Source organism: Streptomyces sp. NPDC006872, from assembly GCF_040635845.1.
GTDB lineage: Bacteria > Actinomycetota > Actinomycetes > Streptomycetales > Streptomycetaceae > Streptomyces.
Window position 1 is genome coordinate 192,458 of sequence record NZ_JBEYIL010000019.1, and the last position, 21,075, is coordinate 213,532.

At 73.8% G+C, this 21,075-nt stretch carries 16 protein-coding genes; 10 read left to right on the forward strand and 6 right to left on the reverse strand.

Annotation, left to right across the window (positions count from 1 at the left end; all coding sequences use genetic code 11):
* The first annotated feature begins 97 nt into the window (after nucleotides 1-97).
* From ABZ725_RS41425 to ABZ725_RS41435, 3 genes are read left to right on the forward strand one after another with little or no spacing between them, the layout of a single operon-like run.
* Nucleotides 98-1,225, forward strand: a complete 1,128-nt coding sequence (locus ABZ725_RS41425; RefSeq protein ID WP_358807510.1) for a glycosyltransferase family 1 protein — start codon at nucleotides 98-100, stop codon at nucleotides 1,223-1,225.
* Nucleotides 1,222-2,517: a glycosyltransferase gene (locus tag ABZ725_RS41430; RefSeq protein ID WP_358807511.1), complete on the forward strand. Its 1,296-nt coding sequence runs from the start codon at nucleotides 1,222-1,224 to the stop codon at nucleotides 2,515-2,517. Before ABZ725_RS41425 ends, ABZ725_RS41430 begins: the two co-directional genes overlap by 4 nt.
* A complete protein-coding gene (locus tag ABZ725_RS41435; protein WP_358807512.1) occupies nucleotides 2,514-3,392 on the forward strand; it encodes an SGNH/GDSL hydrolase family protein in 879 nt (292 codons plus the stop codon). Before ABZ725_RS41430 ends, ABZ725_RS41435 begins: the two co-directional genes overlap by 4 nt.
* 22 nt (nucleotides 3,393-3,414) lie before the next feature.
* On the opposite strand, the gene ABZ725_RS41440 is transcribed toward ABZ725_RS41435, so the two are convergent.
* Genes ABZ725_RS41440 through ABZ725_RS41460 form a run of 5 tightly spaced genes read right to left on the reverse strand, consistent with a single transcriptional unit; the run spans nucleotide 3,415 to nucleotide 7,910 of the window.
* Nucleotides 3,415-4,287, reverse strand: coding sequence for a biotin-dependent carboxyltransferase family protein (locus ABZ725_RS41440; protein ID WP_358807513.1), 873 nt, complete (start codon nucleotides 4,285-4,287; stop codon nucleotides 3,415-3,417).
* Entirely contained in the window at nucleotides 4,284-4,937 is a 654-nt protein-coding gene (locus tag ABZ725_RS41445; protein WP_358807540.1) for an allophanate hydrolase subunit 1, read from the reverse strand. Before ABZ725_RS41445 ends, ABZ725_RS41440 begins: the two co-directional genes overlap by 4 nt.
* A gap of 2 nt (nucleotides 4,938-4,939) precedes the next feature.
* Nucleotides 4,940-5,707 carry a 5-oxoprolinase subunit PxpA gene (locus ABZ725_RS41450; RefSeq protein WP_358807514.1) on the reverse strand — a complete coding sequence of 256 codons (768 nt, stop codon included), beginning with the start codon at nucleotides 5,705-5,707 and terminating at the stop codon, nucleotides 4,940-4,942.
* A gap of 20 nt (nucleotides 5,708-5,727) precedes the next feature.
* Nucleotides 5,728-6,600 carry a putative hydro-lyase gene (locus ABZ725_RS41455; protein WP_358807541.1) on the reverse strand — a complete coding sequence of 291 codons (873 nt, stop codon included), beginning with the start codon at nucleotides 6,598-6,600 and terminating at the stop codon, nucleotides 5,728-5,730.
* Nucleotides 6,601-6,608: 8 nt separating this feature from the next.
* Nucleotides 6,609-7,910: an MFS transporter gene (locus ABZ725_RS41460; RefSeq protein ID WP_358807515.1), complete on the reverse strand. Its 1,302-nt coding sequence runs from the start codon at nucleotides 7,908-7,910 to the stop codon at nucleotides 6,609-6,611.
* A gap of 173 nt (nucleotides 7,911-8,083) precedes the next feature.
* On the opposite strand from ABZ725_RS41460, the gene ABZ725_RS41465 reads away from it, so the two are divergent.
* From ABZ725_RS41465 to ABZ725_RS41480, 4 genes are all read left to right on the forward strand, one after another.
* Entirely contained in the window at nucleotides 8,084-8,785 is a 702-nt protein-coding gene (locus tag ABZ725_RS41465; protein WP_358807516.1) for a GntR family transcriptional regulator, read from the forward strand.
* A gap of 181 nt (nucleotides 8,786-8,966) precedes the next feature.
* Entirely contained in the window at nucleotides 8,967-10,493 is a 1,527-nt protein-coding gene (locus ABZ725_RS41470; RefSeq protein WP_358807517.1) for a hypothetical protein, read from the forward strand.
* Between the two features lie 52 nt (nucleotides 10,494-10,545).
* Complete coding sequence (locus ABZ725_RS41475) at nucleotides 10,546-11,424, forward strand: hypothetical protein (RefSeq protein WP_358807518.1); 879 nt, start codon at nucleotides 10,546-10,548, stop codon at nucleotides 11,422-11,424.
* A 54-nt stretch (nucleotides 11,425-11,478) separates the two neighbouring features.
* On the forward strand, nucleotides 11,479-16,098 hold the full coding sequence (locus ABZ725_RS41480) for a hypothetical protein (RefSeq protein ID WP_358807519.1): 4,620 nt from the start codon (nucleotides 11,479-11,481) through the stop codon (nucleotides 16,096-16,098).
* A gap of 164 nt (nucleotides 16,099-16,262) precedes the next feature.
* Here the strand turns inward: ABZ725_RS41480 and ABZ725_RS41485 are convergent, their stop codons facing one another.
* Nucleotides 16,263-16,922, reverse strand: a complete 660-nt coding sequence (locus ABZ725_RS41485; protein ID WP_358807520.1) for a hypothetical protein — start codon at nucleotides 16,920-16,922, stop codon at nucleotides 16,263-16,265.
* 420 nt (nucleotides 16,923-17,342) lie between these two features.
* Between ABZ725_RS41485 and ABZ725_RS41490 the strand changes: the two genes are divergently transcribed.
* From ABZ725_RS41490 to ABZ725_RS41500, 3 genes are read left to right on the forward strand one after another with little or no spacing between them, the layout of a single operon-like run.
* Entirely contained in the window at nucleotides 17,343-20,234 is a 2,892-nt protein-coding gene (locus tag ABZ725_RS41490) for a nitrate- and nitrite sensing domain-containing protein (protein ID WP_358807542.1), read from the forward strand.
* Nucleotides 20,231-20,665, forward strand: coding sequence for a roadblock/LC7 domain-containing protein (locus ABZ725_RS41495; RefSeq protein WP_351917069.1), 435 nt, complete (start codon nucleotides 20,231-20,233; stop codon nucleotides 20,663-20,665). The genes ABZ725_RS41490 and ABZ725_RS41495 overlap by 4 nt, the downstream gene beginning before the upstream one ends.
* Nucleotides 20,666-20,674: 9 nt before the next feature.
* Nucleotides 20,675-21,070: a DUF742 domain-containing protein gene (locus ABZ725_RS41500; protein ID WP_358807521.1), complete on the forward strand. Its 396-nt coding sequence runs from the start codon at nucleotides 20,675-20,677 to the stop codon at nucleotides 21,068-21,070.
* Nucleotides 21,071-21,075: the final 5 nt, after the last annotated feature.

Consider the following 21,075-nt stretch of genomic DNA (forward strand, 5'->3'; position numbering starts at 1 on the left):
CTCCGCACCGACTGCGCAGCGCAACGCTCATGGGACGTTTGTCATTCGGAAAGATCCACGTTGACGCGGCCACGTCCAGGGCGGCGACAACACGGGTATGCGTGTCGTCATCGTGACCGAATCCTTTCCCCCCGACGTGAACGGCGTGGCCCATTGCGCCTTCCAGACCGCCCGACACCTCGTCGATCGCGGTCACGCCCCCGTCGTCGTCGCCCCGGCCACCGCCGCCGGGACCGGGCCGGACGCCGAAGCGCCCTGCCCCGTCATCCGCATCCCCTCCCTCCCGCTCCCCGGCTACCCCCAGGTCCGCGTCGCCCTCCCCAGCCGACGCGTCGCCGCCGCCATCGCCGAGCACCGTGCCGAGATGGTCCATCTGGCCAGCCCCTTCATCCTCGGCGTCCGAGGCATGGCGGTCGCCGCCCGGCTCGGCATCCCCGCCGTCGCCGTCTACCAGACCGACCTGGGCGGATACGCCCGCACCTACATGGGTGCCGGCGAGGCCGCGGCCTGGCGTCGGATACGGTCCGTCCACGCCGCCGCCGACCTCACCCTCGCCCCCTCCAGCGCGGCCCTGCACGACCTGGACACGCACGGCGTGCCCCGGGTGAAGCTGTGGCCGCGGGGCGTGGACACCGCGCGCTTCCGCCCCGAACACCGTGACGACGCACTGCGCCGCGCACTCGCGCCCAACGGCGAGCTGATCGTCGGCTACGTCGGCCGGCTCGCCCCCGAGAAGCAGGTCGAGCTCCTGGCCGGGGCCTGCGGGCTGGACGGCGTCCGGGTCGTGGTGGTGGGCGACGGGCCCAGCCGGCCCGGCCTGGAGGACGCCCTGCCGGGCGCGGTCTTCCTGGGCAAGCGCACCGGCGACGAACTCGCCCGGATCTTCGCCTCGCTGGACGTGTTCGTGCACACGGGCCCCTTCGAGACGTTCTGCCAGACCGTGCAGGAGGCCATGGCCAGCGGCGTGCCGGTGATCGCGCCCGCTGCGGGCGGCCCCCTGGACCTGGTCGACCACGGGCGCACCGGGCTGCTCTTCCCGCCGCGCGACGAGGCCGCCGTGCGGGACGCGGTGGCGGCACTGGCCGCCGACCCCGCGCGGCGGACCGCCTTCGCCGCCGCCGGGCGGGCCACGGTCGAGGGGCGCACCTGGGCCGCCGTCGGCGACCGGCTCATCGGCCACTACCAGGACGTGCTCGCCGCACGCCGACTGGTGGTGGCGGCATGACCGGCCCGAACAGCGCGAACGGAACGATAGGCGCGAACGGCGTGATCGGCCCGAACGGCATGAGCGACGTGCAGGGCAGGACCGGCGTGGACGACCGGGATGTCGCGGGCCGCGTCCCGGGCACCTGCTCCGGGCCGCTGCGGATCGTGCGCCTCGCCAACTTCGTCGCCCCCGCCTCGGGCGGCCTGCGCACCGCCCTGCGCGAGCTCGGCAAGGGCTATCGTGCGGCCGGCCACGACTCGGTCCTGATCGTGCCCGGCGAGCGGACGAGCGACCGGGAGACCGAGCAGGGCCGGGTCATCACCCTGCCGGGGCCGCTGCTGCCCGGCACCGGCGGCTACCGCGTGCTCGCCGACAAGAGGCGGGTCGCCCGGCTGCTGGAGGAGCTCGCCCCCGACCGGCTGGAGGTCTCCGACCGGACGACGCTGCGCTGGACCGGCAAGTGGGCGCGGCGGGCCCGGGTGCCCGCCGTGATGGTCTCCCACGAGACCGCCGACGGCGTCCTGCGCACCTGGGGCGTACCGGAGGGAGCGGCCCGGCGCGCCGCCGACTCGCTCAACCTCCGTACCGCCCACACGTACGCGCGCGTGGTGTGCACCACGGAGTTCGCCGAGCGGGAGTTCGTGCGGATCGGAGCGCGCAACGTGGTGCGGGCGCCGCTCGGCGTCGACCTCGTCGAACGCCACCCCGCCCTGCGGGACGAAGGGCTGCGGGCCGTCCACGCGCGCGTGGACGAGACCTTGCTGGTGATGTGCACCCGCCTTTCCGTGGAGAAACGGCCCGGGACGGCGCTGGACGCCCTGGAGGCGTTGCTGCGGCGCGGTGCCCGGGCGGTGCTGGTCGTCGCCGGGGACGGGCCGCTGCGGCCGCGGCTGGAGCAGCGGGCACGCGAGCGCGGGCTGCCCGTGACGTTCCTCGGGCATGTCGCCGACCGCGGTGCGCTGGGGGCCCTGCAGGCCTCCGCCGACGTGTGCCTGGCACCGGGGCCCGCGGAGACGTTCGGGCTCGCCGCCCTGGAGGCGATGGCCTGCGGGACCCCCGTCGTCGCGAGCTCCTCTTCGGCGCTTCCCGAGGTGATCGGGGCCGCGGGGGCCACCGCGGCCGACCGCGGCGAGGCGTTCGCGGAGGCCGTGGAGCACCTCCTGGAGCGCCCCTCGGCGGCACGCCGGGAGGCGGCACGCGCGCGTGCGGAGTGCTTCGGCTGGGGGACGGCGGTCGACGCGTTCCTCGCGGCGCACGACGCGACGCTGCCGACGCCGGTGGCGCCCTTCGTGCCCGGAGGCCTCGGATGAGACCCGTCCGCTTCGTCGCCCTCGGTGACTCGCTCACCGAGGGCGTGGGGGACCCCGTCGGCGAGGGTTGGCGCGGCTGGGCCGCACTGCTCGCCGACGGCCTCGCCGCGGAGCCCGAGGGAGCCGTGCAGGGCGCGAAGGCCGTGGAGTTCACCAACCTCGCGATCAGCGGGGCGCAGACGCGGGACGTGCTGGAACGGCAGCTTCCGGCCGGCCTGGAGCTGCGGCCCGACGTCGTCTCCGTCGTCGTCGGCGTCAACGACACCCTGCGCTGCACCTTCGACATCCACGCCGTGGCCGCCCGGCTCGACACGGTGTACGCCGCCTTCGCCGAGCAGGGCGCGGTCCTGCTCACCGCGTGTCTGCCCGACCCGGGGGGCACGCTGGGGCTGCCCGGGGCCCTCGCCCGCCCGCTGGCCCGTCGGCAGCGCGCGGTCAACGCCGTCGTCCACGCGCTCTCCGAGCGGTACGGCGCCGTCCATCTGCACGCCTGTGAGGGCGCCTGGCTGACGGACCGGGCCATGTGGAGCGCGGACCGGCTCCACCCCGGCGAACGGGGGCACCGGCAACTGGCCGTGCGCTTCCACGCGTTGCTGGCGGAGGCGGGCCTCGCGACCGGGCGCGCGCCCTCGCCCGAGCCCGAGTTCCCGGCGCCCACGACGTCGGCGAGCCTGTGGTGGCTGGCGACCGCGGGCACCGGCTGGGTGGCCCGGCGGTGCACCGACCTGCTCCCGCAACTGCTCACGCTGGCCGCCGACGAGATGCGTCACCGCGCGCGCGGGACGAGCGCACGGCTCGACCTGCGGGCGTCCGCGGCCGTGTCCGCCGCACTCGCCGCCCTGTCGGTGGCGGAGCGGCAGCCGGACGCGGCGTGAGCGATCACCGGCGGTACCGGCGTCACCGTCGGCGTACGGCCACGAAGCGGACCGGTGTCCCCGGCGCCGCCTGGGCGGCGGCCGGGAGGTCGCTCGCGCGCACGACCCCGATCACCGGGTAGCCCCCGGTGGTCGGGTGGTCGGCGAGGAAGACCACCGGCCGGCCTGCCGGCGGCACCTGTACGGCGCCCAGGACCATGCCCTCGCTCGCGAGTTCCCCGCCCACCGCTCGCTCCAGGGCGGGCCCGTCGGTGCGCAGCCCGATGCGGTTGCTCGCCGAGGACACGAGGAACGTCCGCGAGGTGAAGGCGCGGACGGCGTCCGGGGTGAACCAGTCGTCGCGTGGGCCGAGCGTCACCCGCAGGACGAGTTCGGCCGGAGGCCCCGGCTGCGGGGCGACGTCCACACGCGTGTGCGCCCCGGCGGGCTCACACCCCAGGGGGAGGACGGCGCCGGCCGTGAGCGGCGCGGGGCCGAGTCCGGAGAGCAGGTCCGTGGACCGGCTGCCGAGGACCGGCTCGACGGCGATGCCCCCGGCCACGGCCACATAGGCGCGTACCCCGCGGACGGCCGGTCCGACGTCCAGCACCGCCCCGGCCGGCACGCGCACGGATGCGCCCCAGGCGGCGGGGCGGCCGTTCACGGAGACCCGGCAGGGCGCGCCCCCGACCGCCACGGTCACGTCGGAACGCGGCCTGAGGGCACAGCCGCTGAGCGTCGTCTCCAGGACGGCCGCGTCGAGCGGGTTGCCCACCAGCCGGTTGACCAGGGCCGCAGCGGGCGCGTCGAGCGCACCGGAACGCGGCACGCCGAGATGTGCGTGTCCGGCCCGGCCCAAGTCCTGCACGGTGGTGAGCGCTCCGGCGCGGACGACGCAGAGTGCGCGGTCGCTCATGCGGGCGCCGCCGTCTTCACCGGTTCCGCCGTCGTCGCCGCTTCCGCCGGAACGAAGCGCACGCGCGTGCCCGGGGACAGCAGTGCGGCCGGCACGCGCGCGTGGTCCCACAGCACCGCCTCCGCCGTACCGATGAGCTGCCAGCCGCCCGGCGACGAGCGTGGGTATACGCCCGTGTACGGCCCCGCCAGCGCCACCGAGCCGGCCGGCACGGCGGTGCGCGGGGTGGCCCGGCGCGGGACGTCGTAGCGCCCGGGCAGGCCGGTCAGATAGCCGAAGCCGGGCGCGAACCCGCAGAAGGCGACCCGGAACTCGGCGCCCGCGTGGATACGGGCCACCTCCTGTTCCGCGACGCCCCAGTGCGCGGCGACCTCGGCCAGGTCGGGGCCGTCGTAACGCATCGGGATCTCCACCACGTCCTGCACGCGCGGGGGAGCGGGCGGTACGACGGAGGCGGCGAGCTCGGCCGCCAGCCGGTCGGGGTCCGTCAGGCCGTCCAGGAGGACGGTGCGGGCCGCCGGGACGATCTCGCGCGCGCCGAGCAGACCGGCCGCGCGGCGCCGCAGCAGCTCCGCGTGCAGGGCCTCGGCCTCCGCGCCCGACGCCACCTCGACGAGCAGGGCGTCGTCGCCGACGGGCAGGACACGGATGCTCATGCGAAGGCCTCCACCCGTACGCCCGACTCCTCCAGCCGACGCCTGACCCTGCGGGCCAGCTCGACCGCGCCGGGCGTGTCGCCGTGCAGACACAGGGAACGCGCGCGTACCTCGACGGAGGACCCCGTGTGGGAGGTGACCCGGCCGAGGCGGGCCAGGCGTACCGACCGTTCCACGACGGCGTCCGGGTCGGCGACCACGGCTCCGGCCAGGGCACGCGGCACGAGCGTGCCCTCGTCGGTGTACGCCCGGTCCGCGAACGCCTCCGGGACGGCCCGCAGCCCCGCCTTGCGGGCCAGCTCCAGCAGGCGCGAGCCCGGCAGCCCGAGCACGGGCAGCGCGGCGTCGGCCAGGAGCACCCCGTCGACCACCGCGCCGGCCTGCTCCACGTCGTGCACGACCCGGTTGTAGAGCGCGCCGTGCGGCTTCACGTACGCCACGCGCGCGCCCGCCGCCCGGGCGAACACCTCCAGGGCGCCGATCTGGTACGCCACCTCGGCGGTCAGTTCGGCGGAGGGCACGTCCATGGCGCGCCGCCCGAATCCGGCCAGGTCCCGATAGGAGACCTGGGCGCCGATCGTCACGCCGCGCTCGGCCGCCAGCTCGCACACCCGCCGCATGGTGGCCGCGTCCCCGGCGTGGAAGCCACAGGCCACGTTGGCGCTGGTGACGACGGACAGCAGTTGCTCGTCGTCGGTCAGCTGCCAGCGCCCGAAGCCCTCGCCGAGGTCGGCGTTCAGATCGATCGCGGTCGTCGCGGTCATGGTTCCTTCGTGTCTCCTTCTCAGGCCACGCGGTACTGCTCGTCGCGGGCGTCGGTGAGGAACATCTGCCCCGGGGCGTGGGTGAGGGCGAACGGCGGGCGTGAGGCCATCACCGCGGCCTGCGGGGTCACTCCGCAGGCCCAGAACACCGGGATGTCGTCCGGCGCGGCGTCCACGGCGTCGCCGAACTCGGGCCGGCCGAGGTCGTCGATGCCCAGTCCCGACGGATCGCCGCAGTGTACGGGGCTGCCATGGACCGCCGGGAGCAGACTGCTCTCCCGGATCGCCGCCGCGAGGTGCTGCGGCGGCACCGGGCGCATGGACACCACCAGGGGGCCGTGCAGTCGGCCCGCGGGCCGGCACTGACGGCTCGTCACGTACATCGGGACGTTGCGCCCCTGCTCGAGGTGCCGGATCGGGACGCCCGCCCCGGACAGCGCCCACTCGAAGGTGAAGCTGCAGCCGATCAGGAACGACACCAGGTCGTCACGCCAGTACGCGCGCGCGTCCGTCGGCTCGTCCACCAGCTCGCCGTCCTCCCACACCCGGTAGCGCGGCAGATCGGTGCGCAGGTCGGCGCCCTCGGCCAGGACGGTCGTCCAGGAGCCGGCGTCGGTGACGTCGAGGACGGGACAGGGCTTCGGATTGCGCTGGCAGAACAGGAGCATGTCGTACGCCCAGTCCGCGGGCACCGAGATCAGGTTGACCTGGGTGTGACCCGCCGCGACCCCGGCCGTGGGGCCCGCCAGGCCCGCCCGGAAGCGGGACCGGGCGCCGGCGGGGCTCCACGCGTGCGCGTACTCGTCGACGACGGTGACGGGACGGTCCTCGCTGCGAGGCGGACGGCGGTCCTGCGCGGGGAGGAGAGAGGGACGGCGGTCCTGAGTGAGGATCGGACGGTTCACACCAGCTCCTTCCCGCGCGTCTCCGGCAGCCCCAGCAGCGCCACGGCGGCGATCGCGTACCCGATCGCACCGAAGACCAGCGCGCCGCCCACACCCCAGCTGTCGGCCAGGAAGCCGACCGTGGTGGGGAAGACGGCGCCCACGGCGCGGCCGGTGTTGTAGGTGAAGCCCTGTCCTGTGCCGCGCAGGGCCGTCGGATACAGCTCGCTCAGGTAGGAGCCGAAGCCGCTGAAGATCGCCGACATGCAGAACCCGAGCGGGAAACCGAGCACGAGCAGCAGGGTGTCCGCGCCGCTCGGGATGTTCGCGTACGCCAGGATGCACACCGCCGACAACAGGGCGAACAGCCAGATGTTGCGGCGCCGGCCCAGCCGGTCGGTGAGGTAGCCGCCGGTCAGGTAGCCGAGGAAGGCGCCCGAGATCAGGAAGGTCAGATAGCCGCCGGTGCCGACCACCGACAGACCGCGCTCCGACTTCAGGTACGTCGGCACCCAGGTCGCCAGGGTGTAGTAGCCGCCCTGCACACCCGTGGAGAGCAGGCCCGCGAAGAGCGTCGTGCGCAGCAGCGGGCCCTTGAAGATCGCCGGGAACGAGCCCTTCTCGGCGCTCTGCCGGCGTGCCGCCGTGGCCTCCGGCGCGTCCTGCACCCGACGCCGCATCCAGACGACGAGCAGTGCGGGCAGGGCGCCCGTCCAGAACATCACGCGCCAGGCCACGTCGTCGCCGAAGAACGAGAAGACCAGCGTGTACACGAGCGCCGCGAGGCCCCAGCCGACGGCCCACGAGCTCTGGATCGCGCCGAGGGTGCGCCCCCGGTGCTTCGCGCTCGCGTACTCGGCGACCAGGATCGCGCCGACCGCCCACTCGCCGCCGAACCCGAGGCCCTGCAGGGAGCGGAAGACCAACAGCGTCTCGTAGGTGGGCGCGAAGCCGCAGGCGACGGTGAAGACGGCGTATGTGATCACCGTGATCATCAGGGCCTTGACCCGGCCGATCCGGTCGGCCAGGACGCCCGCGACGGCGCCGCCGACCGCGGAGGCGACCAGCGTGACGGTGGTGAACAGGCCGGTCTGGCCGCTGTCCAGACCGAAGTACGCCGCCAGCGCGACCATGCTCAGCGGCAGCGTGAAGTAGTCGTAGGAGTCGAGGGCGTAGCCGCCGAAGGCGCCGGCGAAGGCGCGTCGGCCGCGCGGCCCGAGGGCGCGCAGCCAGGCCGGCGCGCCGTCGTCGGCGGCGTGTTCGGTCGTCCCTGGACGGACGTCGGTGGTGGGGGCCTTCGGTGGACGGGTCGTGCTCATGGGGCACCTCGCTGAGGGATGACGGAGGGTGCTGGGAGTGAGCCGTGCCGTGCGGGAGGCGGGTCGCCGCGGTGGGGACGGGGCGGCGCCATGGAAAGGAAGGTAGAGGATCGTTGAACGATCCTTCAATACCCGTGTTGTTTCGTTCTCGTGTCTGCGGTTGAATTCCGGGCATGGCAGAGCAGCTGGCGGGACTGGCCGACGACCGCGCCCTCCTGGGCCGCACGAGCACGGCCGAACGTGTTTCGGACATCCTCAGAAGCCGCATCGCCGAGGGCTATTTCCCGCCGGGCGCACGGCTGTCGGAGGACAGCATCGGCGGGGCGCTCGGGGTCTCCCGCAACACGCTGCGCGAGGCGTTCCGGCTGCTCACCCACGAGCGCCTGCTCGTCCACGAGTTGAACCGCGGGGTGTTCGTCCGGGTCCTGACCGTCGAGGACGTCGAGGACATCTACCGCACGCGCACGCTCGTCGAGTGCGCCGTCGTACGTGGGCTGGGCGAGCCGCCGTACCCGCTGGAGGGCCTTCGGGCGGCCGTCACGGAGGGGCAGGTGGCGGCCGTCGAGAATGACTGGAAAGGACTGGGTACCGCCAACATCCACTTCCACCGGGAACTGGTGGCGCTGGCCGGAAGCGTCCGCACCGCCGAGCTGATGAACAGTGTCTTCGCCGAACTGCGCCTCGCCTTCCACGTCGTCGACGATCCGCGTCGGCTGCATGAGCCGTACCTCCAGCGCAACCGCCAGATCCTCCAGGCGCTCGAGGCGCGGGACGCGGAAGAGGCCGAGCGGCTGCTGGCCGTCTACCTGGCCGACTCGCTCGAACGCGTGGTCGACGCCTACCGGGGAAGGGTCGAAGAGGACGGCACGTCGTAGGGGCACGGGGGAACTGCGCTCGTAGGCAGGCAGGCGTGAGACTCCCCAAGGGGCGCGGGGAACTGCGCGACCGGCCCCACCGGCCCGCCCCCGAAGAGCACCCGGTGGTCGCCCGGCCGACCGCCGGAGGCGATAGGCGTCGTTTGGGTCGATGTCAGACCGAGGACCTAGTCTGTGCACCGTGACTTCGCCTGCTTCGACGGACCGTGTTCCGCCCCAGCTCAGCGCGGGGCCGCGACCCGCTCTGGGCCCGGCCGCCGACGAGGGCCTGGCGCGGCGGCTGCGCGCGCTCGCCTGCACCGCGCCGATCCACGACCTCGACGTGCGCAAAGCCAATCTCGCGGGTGAGTACTCGGTCTACGGCATGGCGGAGATCGCCCTCGCCGCCATCGACCTCGTCACGCTCAACATGGACTTCGACACCGGCGCCGACCACGACCAGATAGTGGCCCGCCTCCTGCCGCGCATCGCCGCACAGGCCCCGCAGCGGCCCGTCGCCGAGCACGAGCGGGTGGCCCGCTGGGTCCTGGAGAACCTGATCAACGTCGGCAGCGTCGACCGCGGCTTCCGCGCCGCGTACGGCACCTTCGCGCCGGACGGCACCTACGTGCGCCGCGACTACGACTTCAAGCTGATCGAGGAGGTCCCCGGCCACGGCGGCGTGGTCTACCTCCGGACGACCGACGAGGCGGTCAACGTCCTCGTCGGCGCCCTCGACACCGATGTGACCAGCGCGCAGATCGCCGCCGAGGTCAAGCTCGAGGTGCTCATCCGCCGCGGCCGCCTCGCCGACGCCCAGCTGGCCGCCCAGCAGGCCCGCTACCGGACCGTGCAGTACTCGGAGACGCTGCGCCGCGCCCTGGAGGCGACCCGGCGCAACGTACGCGCGGTGGACTGGCTCAACGCGGTGCCCGACATGATCGCCGAGGCCCTCGACCACGTCGCCGACCGCTACCGCCACGAGAACGCGATCCTCACCAACATCCGCAAGGCCCGGGACGAGATCGAGGACGCGGAGAACAAGCGGCGCGCCGCCGAGCTCGTCGACATCGTCAAGGACTGCATCCGCCGCCACACGCAGCTGCAGTCCCGGCTGCTGGAGGCCGGCCCGCTGTTCCGCGCCGAGCAGGACCGGCAGGCCTTCGCCACGCCCATGACGTCGTCCGGGATCGACCTCTACGGACACCTCGTCGCGCCCGTGCTGCCGTTGCCCCTGGAGCAGGCGGTCCGGGTCACCGACGCCTTCTTCGCGCGCGGGACCGGGCTGCGCACGCCGGTGTCCGTGCGGGTGGGCGACCTCGTCGACCTGTTGCTGACCCCGCCCGTGGAGCGCGAGCACCTGGGCGCGGAGATGCCGGAGCCGGACCTCATCGCCACGCCGGACGACAGCCGGTTCAGCGAGGAGCAGCTGGCCGCGGCGACGGAGCTGCTGGATCTGCCGGCCGATGCGCCGCGCCGGCTGTCCGGGCTCCTCGCCGAGGCGCGCAGGCGGGACGCCGATCTGCCGTACCTGGTGGCCCTGCTGGCGGTGCACGCCGCCAGCCCGGCGGTCGGCACCGCCTACCGGCAGGGCGAGCAGAAACTGGTGTTCGCCGTGGACGACGGGACGGAGCTGGACGACCCCGAGTTCGGCGGCGCCGACCTCATCGTCGGCACCGCCCTGCTGGACGCCGCGGGGATGGCGGCCGACCGCACGGAGGCGGCATGAGCGCCACCGGGAACCGAATGAACGAGCACGTGAGCAGCAAGGAGCCGAAGCCGTGACCGAGCACGTCGAGTGGAGTGACACGGAGGCCCCCGCCCCGGCGGCGCACGCCCCCGTCACCCCCGCCGACGCCGCCGACGCGGCGCGGCTCGTCGCCTTCGGGTTGCAGCCCAAACTGCAGCCCGCGCGGGACCAGGAGTACGCGGAACTGCTGCGGCGGTACCGGGAGGACCCGGCGTTCGCACGGCTCGCCGACGCCGTCGCCGCCGGTCTCGGGCTGATCGTCCTGGAGGTGTCCCCGCGCGCGGGGATGGCGGTGACCGCCGCCGAGGACTCGGTGTTCGCCGTGCGGATGGGGGACTACGCGCGTCGCACGTCCGCCGACGGCGGCGACCGGTTCCTGCACGGGCTCGCCCATCTCGCCGTCGCCGCGATGGCCTTCCCCCGGCCCGAGGACCTGGCCGACGACGGGTACATCGGGCGGGTCAGCGTCAACGGAGTCGACGCCTTCGTGCGCCAGGCCTGCCGTCGGCTGGAGGAGCGGGCGGAGGAGCAGGGCCAGAACACCGACCCCGCGACCGACGCGCCCGGCCTGGAGGCCGCCTGGCGGATCTGGACCAGACGCAGCGCCACCGGCGCCACCAAGGACGCGCGCAGACTCGCCGGTTCGACGACCGGCATCGTCGGCAAGGCCGTCGCGTTCCTCACCGACTCCGGATTCCTGCAGCGGACCGGAGACGACAACGGCGGCACCTACCGGACGACCGCCCGCTACCAGCTCCAGGTGCGCGACATGGCCGGCGCCGCCGCCATGGCCGAGCTGCTGGAGCTGGGCGTCGTCCCGGTCACCGACGGCTCGCCGACCCTGCTGCCCGCCGAGGAGACCGACGACCTGGAGCTGGTGTCCGACGCCGGGCTGCCGTTCCACTCGTAGAGCCTCAGCGCTCCCCCCACCCCCTGATCTGCCGAAGACTTACGAGAGTCCGCCATGTACGAGCTGTCCCGGGTCCGCCTCTACTCCATCGGGCCTGCCGGTGCGCGCTACGCCGACACCGTGCTTGACCTGCGGGGCGTGGGCGACATCGTGCCCGACCCCGCCCCCACACAGGCGGAGTTCTTCCAAGAGGAGCCCGTCGGCCCGCCACGCCGGCCCGCGCCCGCGGGCGTGCTCTTCCTGGAGAACGGCGGCGGCAAGTCCGTCCTGCTCAAGCTGATCTTCTCCGTGATGCTGCCGGGACACCGCAACACCCTCGGCGGCGCCAGCTCCGGCGTGCTGCGCAAGTTCCTGCTCGCCGACGACTGCGGACACGTGGCGCTGGAGTGGCAGCACGTGCTCACCGGTGAGTGCGTCGTCGTCGGCAAGGCGAGCGAGTGGCGCGGCCGCCAGGTGTCCAACGACCCGCGGAAGTTCGCGGAGGCCTGGTACTCGTTCCGGCCCGGGCCCGGGCTGAGCCTGGACAACCTGCCCGTCGCCGAGTCCACCGCCGTGCGCCCGCCCGTCGAGGGCGCGTCCGGGGCGCAGGGGCGGCGACGCACCATGAAGGGGTTCCGGGACGCCATCACCGAGGCGGGGAAGGCGTATCCGCACCTGGAGGTGCACTGGGAGGAGATCCACGACCGCTGGGTCGAGCACCTCACCGAACTCGGCCTCGACCCCGAACTCTTCCGCTACCAGCGGGAGATGAACGCCGACGAGGGCGAGGCCGCCGGCCTCTTCGCGGTCAAGAAGGACTCCGACTTCACCGACCTGCTGCTGCGCGCGGTGACCGACACCCGCGACACCGACGGGCTCGCCGACCTGGTCAGCGGCTTCGGCAACAAGCTGGGCCGCCGCGCCGAGCTGATCGCCGAACGGGACTTCACCGCCGGGTCGGTGGACCTCCTCGGGCGGATCGTCGAGGCCGCCGAGGCCCGCTCACGCGCGCGTGAGGTGCACGCCGGCGCCGAGCGACGCACCCGCGCGCTGGCTCGACGGCTCTCGGCGCGAGGCGTGCAGGAAAAGGCGCGGGCCGGCGACCTCGCCCAGCGCGTCACGGCCGCCGCCTACGCCGTCACGCACTCCGAGGGGGCACGCGAGCGCAGCGCGCTGATCGCCGCCGAACTCGCCTTCCGGCACGCCTCACTGGCGCTCGCCGCCGCGGAGAAGTCCGCCGCCGCGCAGAAGCGCGAACTCGCCGACGCCCGCACCCTGCACGCCGCCTGGCAGGCCGCCGAGGCCGTGCTGCGCCACCGCGCCGCCGCGGACCGGGTCGCACGCGTCTCCGCCGCGATCCAGGAGGCCGAGCGCGACGCCGCTCCCGCGCTCGCCGCCCGCGCCAGGGCCGCCGTCGATCTCGTCCGGGCCCTGCACGCGGCCGCGGAACGCGCCGAGACCCTCGCCAACGAGGAGGAGGAGCGCTCGGCGGCACTTCAGGAGCTCGGCGAGTCCGCGCACCGGGACGCGACCTCCGCCGCCACCGACGCCCAGCGCGCCCGCAGCGAGGTCGGGCACCTGCGTCAGCGCCTCTCCGAGGTCGAACAGGAGACCGCCGAAGCCGTCCGCGCGGGCTGGCTCGACGACAGCGCACCCGACGCGGACCCCGCCCGCGCGGCCCTCGCCGCCAGCGACGCCGAGAAGACGGCCGTCGCCGCCTGGGACACCGCCCGCGAGGCCTCGCGCCGGGCCGCCGAGCACGCGCGCGAGGCCGCCTCCGCCGAGTCCCGCGCCGAACTCACCGCGGCCCGGGCCGCGGACGCGGCGACGGCAGGGCAACGGTCGTACGACGCCGAGCGGCGGCTCGCCGAGTCCCTGGCCGGCGAGGAACGCCTCACGGAGCTGCTCGGGCTGACCGGCGGCGGCACGCGTCGGCCGATCCCGCAGCCTCGGCAGGAGGGCGAACCGGAGCACGGCCCCTCGCTCACCTCCGAGGATCTGGACCGTTGCGCCGACGAACTGCGCGAACTCCTCGACGACGCCGTCTCCTCCGCCGAACGGCAGCTCTTCGAGCTGCGCACCGCCGCCGCCGACGACTCCCGCATCCTCGGCGCCCTCGGCGACGGCGGACTGCTGCCGCCCGGCCCGGACGTGCTGGCCACCGTCGAGTTCCTCGGCGAACACGGCATCCCCGCGCTGCCCGGCTGGCGCTACCTCGCACAGGCCGTCGACCCCGCCGACCACGCGCGTGTGCTCGCGGCCCGGCCCGAACTGGTCGACGGCGTGATCATCACCGATCCGGACTCGCACGTACGCGCGCGTGAGGCGCTCGGCGAAGCCGCGCTCCTGCCGCGCTCGGCCGTGGCCGTCGGCACGGCCGCCGCCCTGCTCGCACCGACCCCGCCGGCCGACTCCCACAGCGGCGACGTCTTCCTCGTCCCGCCGAACCCGGCCATGCACGACGAGCACGCCGCCGACGAGGAGCGGCAGGCGCTGCGCGCCCGGGCGACCGAACGGGACGAGGACATCCGTCGGCTCGCGGCGCGGCTCGGCAAGGACCGCGAGCTCGCGGCGCGGCTCGCTTCCTGGCGTACCGGCTGTCCGGCCGGGCGGCTCACCGAGCTGGCCCAGGCCGCCGGGGAGGCGCGCGCGTTCGCCGAGGAGTCCGAGGCCGAGCTGGCCGAGGCGCGCACCCTGCGCGCGGAGGCCGACGAGACCGCCGCCGAAGCGGCCCAGATGCGTGACGAGCGCCAGGAGGCCGCGCAGAAGGCCCGGCGTGCCGCCGACGCCCTCGCCGGGCTCGCCTTCCGGTTGCGTGAGCGTGCCGGTTGGCAGGTCAAGGTGCGTGAACTCGCCGACGAGGCCGCCGAGTCGGAGGCCCGCGCCCAGGCCTGCCTGGAGCGCGCCCGCGCAGCCGACGAGGACCGGCGCGGCGCCCAGCGAGCCGCCGACGACGCCCGCCGCACCGCACGTGCGCTGCGCGCCGAGCGCGCCGAGATCGCCGGCGCCCCCGACGACCTGCCGGCGGACGCGGCAGGCGCCGCCCAGTCCTCCCTGCCTGCCCTCCGCGAGGCCTACCGGGCAGCCTCCCAGCTGTACGAGAAGGTCGGCGTCGGCGCCGATCTGCGCGCCGAGCAGGCCCGCGCCGAGAGCGACGAGAGCGGGGCCCGCGCCGAACTCGACCGGCTCAGCAACAAGGTCCGCACCCGTGCGGAGCTGCTGCTGCAGTCGCCCGACGGCTCCGACGGACCCTCCCGGCAGGCCGCCGCCGCGCGCGCGGAAGAGCTGGTGCAGCTCCTGGAGACCCGCGTGTCCACCTCGAGCGAGCAACTCGGACGATTGCGCGGCGAGGCCGAGCGGCACGCGCCCGAGGACGGCGAGGCCCACACCGAGCTGACCGAGGAGCTCCAGCCGCGCGACGCCGAACACGCCCAGGCGCTGCTGCGCACGGCGACGGCCGAACTCGCCTCCCGCACCGACGCGTTGAGCCAGGCTCGTGATGCCCACGCCGAACTCCTGCACGCCCACCGCGCCGCCGAGGACGCGGCCGGCGGCTTCGACGAGATCGCCGCGATGCTCCGCGACCTGCTGCGCGAGCACCCGCCCGAGGACGAGCAGGAGGAGCCGGAGCCCTACCCCGGCACCCTGGAGGAGGCCCGCCAGTCGGCCGCCGAGGCCCGCCGGTCACTGCGCGGCTGCGCCGCCGACCTGTCCGCCGCGGAGTCGGCCGTACGCGAGGCCGGCGACATCCTGGTACGGCATGCCAACTCCACGCGCTACGAGCAGGTCCGCACCCCGGCCCGCCAGCAGATCCGCGAGCTGCCCGCCTCCGCGCTGCCGGAGCACGCCCAGAAGTGGGCGGACGCCTTCGCGCCCCGACTCCGTGTCCTCACCGACGAGTTGGCGCAGCTGGAGCGCAACAGGGACTCGATCGTGGACCGGCTGCGGGGCCTTGTGGAGTCCGCGCTCGCCACCCTGCGCTCGGCCCAGCGGCTCTCCCGGCTGCCTGAAGGGCTCGGGGAGTGGTCGGGGCAGGAATTCCTGCGCATCCGCTTCGAGGAGCCCGATCAGGCCACCCTCACCGAGCGCCTCGGCGAGGTCATCGACGAGGCGACCCGGGCGGCCGTGAAGAAGAACTCCGACCTGCGGCGCGACGGCATGTCACTGCTGCTGCGCGGCGTCGGTGCGGCGCTCCAGCCCAAGGGCGTCGCCGTCGAGATCCTCAAGCCGGACGCCGTCCTGCGCGCCGAGCGCGTCCCCGTCGGCCAGATGGGCGACGTGTTCTCCGGTGGCCAGCTGCTCACCGCGGCCATCGCCCTGTACTGCACGATGGCGGCGCTCAGGAGCAACGACCGGGGCCGGGACAAGCATCGCTACGCCGGCACGCTGTTCCTCGACAACCCCATCGGGCGCGCCAACGCGACCTATCTACTGGAACTCCAGCGCGCGGTCTCGGACGCCCTGGGTGTGCAGCTCCTCTACACCACCGGTCTGTTCGACACGACGGCGCTGGCGGAGTTCCCGCTGGTCATCCGTCTGCGCAACGACGCCGACCTCCGTGCGGGCCTGAAGTACATCAGCGTCGAGGAACACCTCCGGCCGGGCCTGCCGCAGCAGGCGCCGGCCGCCGAAGGCGACGCGGCCCAGGTGCACAGCGAGATCACGGCGACACGGATGTTCAAGCGACCGGCATAGCCCCGGCCGACCCGGGCCGCCCCGCTCGATGAGACTCGATGAGATGGGAGGCGCCCGCCTCCTCCCACCACGGGGAGGAGGCCGGCGAGCGTGGCCCATGAAGCGAGGGGACCGCACCGCGATGGTGCAGTCCCGCGGCTCGCTTCAGGAGCCGTCGATCCACCTCAGGAGTGGGACAGCTGTCCGGCGCCGCCCTGCCTGCGTATCCGCTCGTGCGCCCGCTCGGTGGCGCGATTCTGCCGTCGCGCCCGGCGGCGCTCGCGGCGCAGCGACCGCGCGGTGCTGCTCGGCGTCGACACCACGCCGTTGCGCTGGTTCCACACCTGCCGGGTCACCCAGATGTCCAGCGCGCCCCAGGTGGCCAGCACCGTGCTGACCACACTGCTGATCACCATGGGGAAGGCCAGCCAGGATCCGGCCAGGGTGCACAGGAAGGCGACCATCGCCTGAATCAGCGTCACGGCGATGATGAGCACCGCTCGTACGGCCGCCGTGCGCACCGGGTCGGGCATCCGCCGTCGGCGCGCGGGCTCCTCCACCCACAACGGCCGGTAGGCCGCCCGCTCCTGTCCTTTGGCGGACGCACCGCCGACGCCGGTGCCACCGCTCCGCCGGACGCCTTCCCGCGCGGCTGCGACGGCACCCGCGGCCGCCGGGACGGCGCGGTCGGGCGCCTCGCGACTGACCGCCGGAATGTCGCGCCGCTCCGCTGTCACGTGCCCGTTCCCAGGGATGTCGCGTTCAGATGCCTCGGGATCCCGCAACGCTGTACCACGCGCCGTCGCACCCTCCTCGGGTGCCCCACGCCGCTCCGCCGTGCCCATCACCGTGTCACTCCCCACCGCCGACAGACCGCTTGCCTCCGGGTCGAAGACCCGGCTCCCCAGTGGCTGCCCGGCTTGCGCTGATTTACGCCGCCCAGGTGCGGCATACGGCTCGTGTGGCCGATTCCGCCCCCAATTCCCAATGAGTAGGACGAACGACGTGCCCTGAAGATTCCCAAGTTGCGAAAAAATCTGGCCAACTCGTTTGCACGGCCGATCGGTTCCGGCCGGGCCCGGTCGGCCGGATTCGGGGAGGGAATCTCCCGCATTGCCCGGACAACGCACCATGTCTCGCCCTCGGTACGGAGGTTCAGCTTCCGGACAGCTCTTCGAGTTAACTGTGTGTCGGTAGTAGGCTCACGCCGTTTGTTGACGCACATGCGTACCCCCTACCGGTGGGGGTTCGAGCTGGGGGAGGCCATGCGCTTTCGCGGGAAGTCCATCCGCCGGAAGATCGTGGCGCTGCTTCTCGTGCCGCTGGTGTCCCTGACCGTCATCTGGGGCTTCGCCACGGTACTCACGGGACGCGAGGCGAGCCGCCTGTTCACCGTGTCGTCCCTGGTCGAGAACGTCGGCTACCCCATCGAGGACACCGTCCGCGTCGTCCAACAGGAACGCCGCCAGACCCTGGTCTACCTCGCCGACCCTCGTGCCGCCGACGCGCTGTCCGCACTGCGCCGCACCCGGACCGCCACCGACGAGGCACTCGCCGAGATCCGCAGCAACGCCCAGGACCCCGATGTACGCGACGTCCTGGACCAGGACGACGGCGAGGGCCTGACCGCGGTGCTCGACGCCTTCGAGGGCGTCGACTCCCTGCGCCGAAGCGTCGAGGAAGGCACCGTCACCCGAGCCCAGGCCCTCGACCTCTACACGCAGTTGATCGACCCGTGCTACGCCCTGCTGGCCAAGCTGGACGTGGTCGACAGCGTGGAGATGGACAAGCAGTACCGGGCCCTCGTCAGTGTCGCCCGCGCCCGTGAGCTGCTGTCCGAGGAGGACGCGCTGCTCGGGTCCGCCTTGGTCGTGGGCCGCCTCAGCCGCGAGGAGATCCGCGACGTCTCCGATCTGGCGGCCCAGCGGGAGGTGGTCTACGAGATCAGCCTCGCCCAGCTGCCCACCGCGGAGCGCGAACGCTACGAGAGCTTCTGGAAGAACGCCACCACCGCCCCGCTGCGCACGGTCGAACAGGCCGTCGTCGCCGCCATGCCCGGCGACCTCCCCCGGGGCGCCAGCGCCAGGAATTGGGACACCGCGGCCGGAAACGTCCTCGACGAGCTCGGCACACTGGACGAACAGGCCAACGACCGCTATCAGGACCGCGTCCGGCCGGTGGCGATCGAGGTCATCGTCAAGGCCGTCTTCGCCGGCGTCTTCGGACTGATAGCCCTGCTCGTCTCCCTCGTGCTGTCCGTGCGCATCGGCCGCGGCCTCATCCGCGATCTGCGCCAGCTCCGGCTGGAGGCCCACGACGCGTCCGGCGTACGGCTGCCGAGCGTCATGCGCCGGCTGTCCGCCGGCGAGCAGGTCGACGTCGAGACCGAAGTGCCGCGGCTCGAATACGACAAGAACGAGATGGGCGAGGTCGGCCAGGCCCTCAACACCCTCCAGCGCGCCGCCGTCGAGGCCGCCGTCAAACAGGCCGAGCTGCGCTCCGGGGTCTCCGAGGTGTTCGTCAACCTCGCCCGCCGCAGCCAGGTTCTGCTGCACAAGCAGCTCACCCTGCTCGACACCATGGAGCGCCGCACCGAGGACACCGAGGAGCTCGCCGACCTCTTCCGCCTCGACCACCTCACCACCCGCATGCGCCGACACGCCGAGGGCCTGGTGATCCTCTCCGGCGCCGCTCCCTCCCGGCAGTGGCGCAAACCCGTCCAGCTCATGGACATCGTGCGCGCCGCCGTCGCCGAGGTCGAGGACTACGAACGCATCGAGGTCCGTCGCCTGCCGCGCCTCGCGGCCACCGGCCCGGCCGTCGCCGACCTCACCCACCTGGTGGCCGAACTCCTGGAGAACGCCACGGTGTTCTCCCCGCCGCACACCGCCGTCCAGGTGTTCGGCGACCGGGTCGCCAACGGCTTCACCCTCGAGATCCACGACCGCGGCCTCGGCATGGCGCCCGAAGCCCTCCTGGAGGCCAACCTCCGGCTCGCCGAGACACCGGAATTCGAACTGTCCGACACCGACCGCCTCGGGCTCTTCGTCGTCAGCCGACTCGCCCAGCGGCAGAACGTCCGTGTCTCTCTGCAGCCCTCGCCGTACGGCGGGACGACCGCCATCGTCTTCATCCCCGACGCTCTGCTGACCGACGACGTCCCCGACACCAACGGCATCGGTTTCCGGCTCGACCGTCCCCGCCCTCCGAAGGAGGGCGAGTCGGCGGAGGCTCGTCGGCCCGCACTCTCCCCGGCCTCGGTGCAGCTTCCCGGAGTGCCCGCCTCGATGATCGACGGTCCGGTCGAGCTGGAGGCCCCCGTCGGCCTGGACACCCTCGGTGGCTTCCCGGCCACTCTGGACGAGGAGGACGACGACCACGGCGGCCTGTTCCGCCCCCGTCGCTCCCTCACCCGTGGCGCTGAGGACGAGTCGGCCGCAGGAGCCGTCGACCTGCATCGCAGGCTGTCCGACAGCCCCGGCGAACCCGACGGGTCCGTCACCGACGACCCGGTACCGCTGCTGCCGGGCCGCCGCGCGCCCAAGCTGGTCAGCTCGCACGGTCGCCCGGTCCAGGAACAGCGACTCCGGCGGGCGGAGACGGACGCGGAGTCCCCGGCCGGGCCCGGCCCCCGCCGCATGGAGAACGAAGGACCGGCGCCTCTGCCGTCCCGCCGCCGCGGTATGACGGCCCAGATACCCCGCAGCGGCGGCGCGACCGAGCGCCCCGCGCTGCCGGAGCATCCCGGCCGTGGCGTGGAAGAGCCTGCCCAGCCCCCCGCCCTCCCACGGCGCACACGGCAGACCGCGGCCCGGCCCGGCGGTCCCGACGACACGGCCGAGCGCTCCGACACCGCGTCCGCCCCGGCAGGAGCCGGCGCCCGGAACCAGGGAAGCGCGGCTCATGACACCGGCTCCGGCACAGGAGCGTTGCCGCGGCGCGTGCGGCAGGCGAACCTGGCCCCACAACTGAGACAGGGCCCGGCTCCGCGCACCGAGAACCGAGCCGACCCCGCAGACCGGGACGCCGACGAGGTACGCAGCCGGATGGCCTCGCTCCAGCGCGGCTGGCAGCGCGGCCGCGTAGAGAACGCCGCGGGCGATGACGCCCACAGCGGCACAGCACCACAAGGAACGAACAAGGGGGACGGTCGATGACCGCACCGAAGGCGACCGGCGAAAGCACCACCGGCAACGGCGAGCTGAACTGGCTCCTCGACGAACTCGTCGACCGCGTCGCCAGCATCCGCAAGGCGGTCGTCCTCTCCGGCGACGGCCTTGCGACAGGGGTGTCCAGAGACCTGACCCGGGAGGACGGCGAGCACCTGGCCGCCGTCGCCTCCGGATTCCACAGCCTTGCCAAGGGCGTCGGCCGCCACTTCGAGGCCGGCAGCGTCCGCCAGACCGTCGTCGAGCTCGACGACGCCTTTCTGTTCGTCACGGCCGCCGGTGACGGCAGCTGCCTCGCCGTCCTCTCGGACGCCGACTCGGACGTGGGGCTCGTGGCCTACGAGATGACGCTCCTCGTCAAGCGGGTCGGCGTACATCTGGGCACCTCCCCGCGCACCGATCTGCCCGCAGGCGGGTAGTGGGATGGCATGAGCACAGACGGTCAGGGAAGAAGTCACTGGTTCGACGACGAGGCCGGACCGGTCGTCCGTCCGTACGCCATGACGCGGGGCCGTACCACCAGTGCGGTCCAGCACCGCCTCGATCTGATCGCGGTGGTCGTCGTCGAGCCCCACGCCGACGATCCGGACGCGGACTCCTCGTTGTCCCCCGAGCACGTGGACATCGTGGATCTGTGCCGGGACGCTCCGCAGTCGGTCGCCGAACTCTCGGCCGAACTCAACCTGCCCATCGGAGTCGTACGGGTCCTCGTCGGTGACCTCGTGGACGCGGAATTCGTCCATGTGAACCGGCCTGTACCCCCTGCCGAGCTGCCGGACGAGAGTATTCTGCGCGATGTGATCAACGGCCTCCGAGCGCTGTGAGCAGC

Coding starts and splice junctions, on each gene's coding strand:
- ABZ725_RS41440 (WP_358807513.1), bottom strand. CDS start 4,287: ATGAGCGACCGCGCACTCTGCGTCGTCCGCGCCGGAGCGCTCACCACC.
- ABZ725_RS41460 (WP_358807515.1), bottom strand. CDS start 7,910: ATGAGCACGACCCGTCCACCGAAGGCCCCCACCACCGACGTCCGTCCA.
- ABZ725_RS41425 (WP_358807510.1), top strand. CDS start 98: ATGCGTGTCGTCATCGTGACCGAATCCTTTCCCCCCGACGTGAACGGC.
- ABZ725_RS41450 (WP_358807514.1), bottom strand. CDS start 5,707: ATGACCGCGACGACCGCGATCGATCTGAACGCCGACCTCGGCGAGGGC.
- ABZ725_RS41500 (WP_358807521.1), top strand. CDS start 20,675: ATGAGCACAGACGGTCAGGGAAGAAGTCACTGGTTCGACGACGAGGCC.
- ABZ725_RS41435 (WP_358807512.1), top strand. CDS start 2,514: ATGAGACCCGTCCGCTTCGTCGCCCTCGGTGACTCGCTCACCGAGGGC.
- ABZ725_RS41490 (WP_358807542.1), top strand. CDS start 17,343: ATGCGCTTTCGCGGGAAGTCCATCCGCCGGAAGATCGTGGCGCTGCTT.
- ABZ725_RS41465 (WP_358807516.1), top strand. CDS start 8,084: ATGGCAGAGCAGCTGGCGGGACTGGCCGACGACCGCGCCCTCCTGGGC.
- ABZ725_RS41430 (WP_358807511.1), top strand. CDS start 1,222: ATGACCGGCCCGAACAGCGCGAACGGAACGATAGGCGCGAACGGCGTG.
- ABZ725_RS41485 (WP_358807520.1), bottom strand. CDS start 16,922: ATGGGCACGGCGGAGCGGCGTGGGGCACCCGAGGAGGGTGCGACGGCG.
- ABZ725_RS41495 (WP_351917069.1), top strand. CDS start 20,231: ATGACCGCACCGAAGGCGACCGGCGAAAGCACCACCGGCAACGGCGAG.
- ABZ725_RS41480 (WP_358807519.1), top strand. CDS start 11,479: ATGTACGAGCTGTCCCGGGTCCGCCTCTACTCCATCGGGCCTGCCGGT.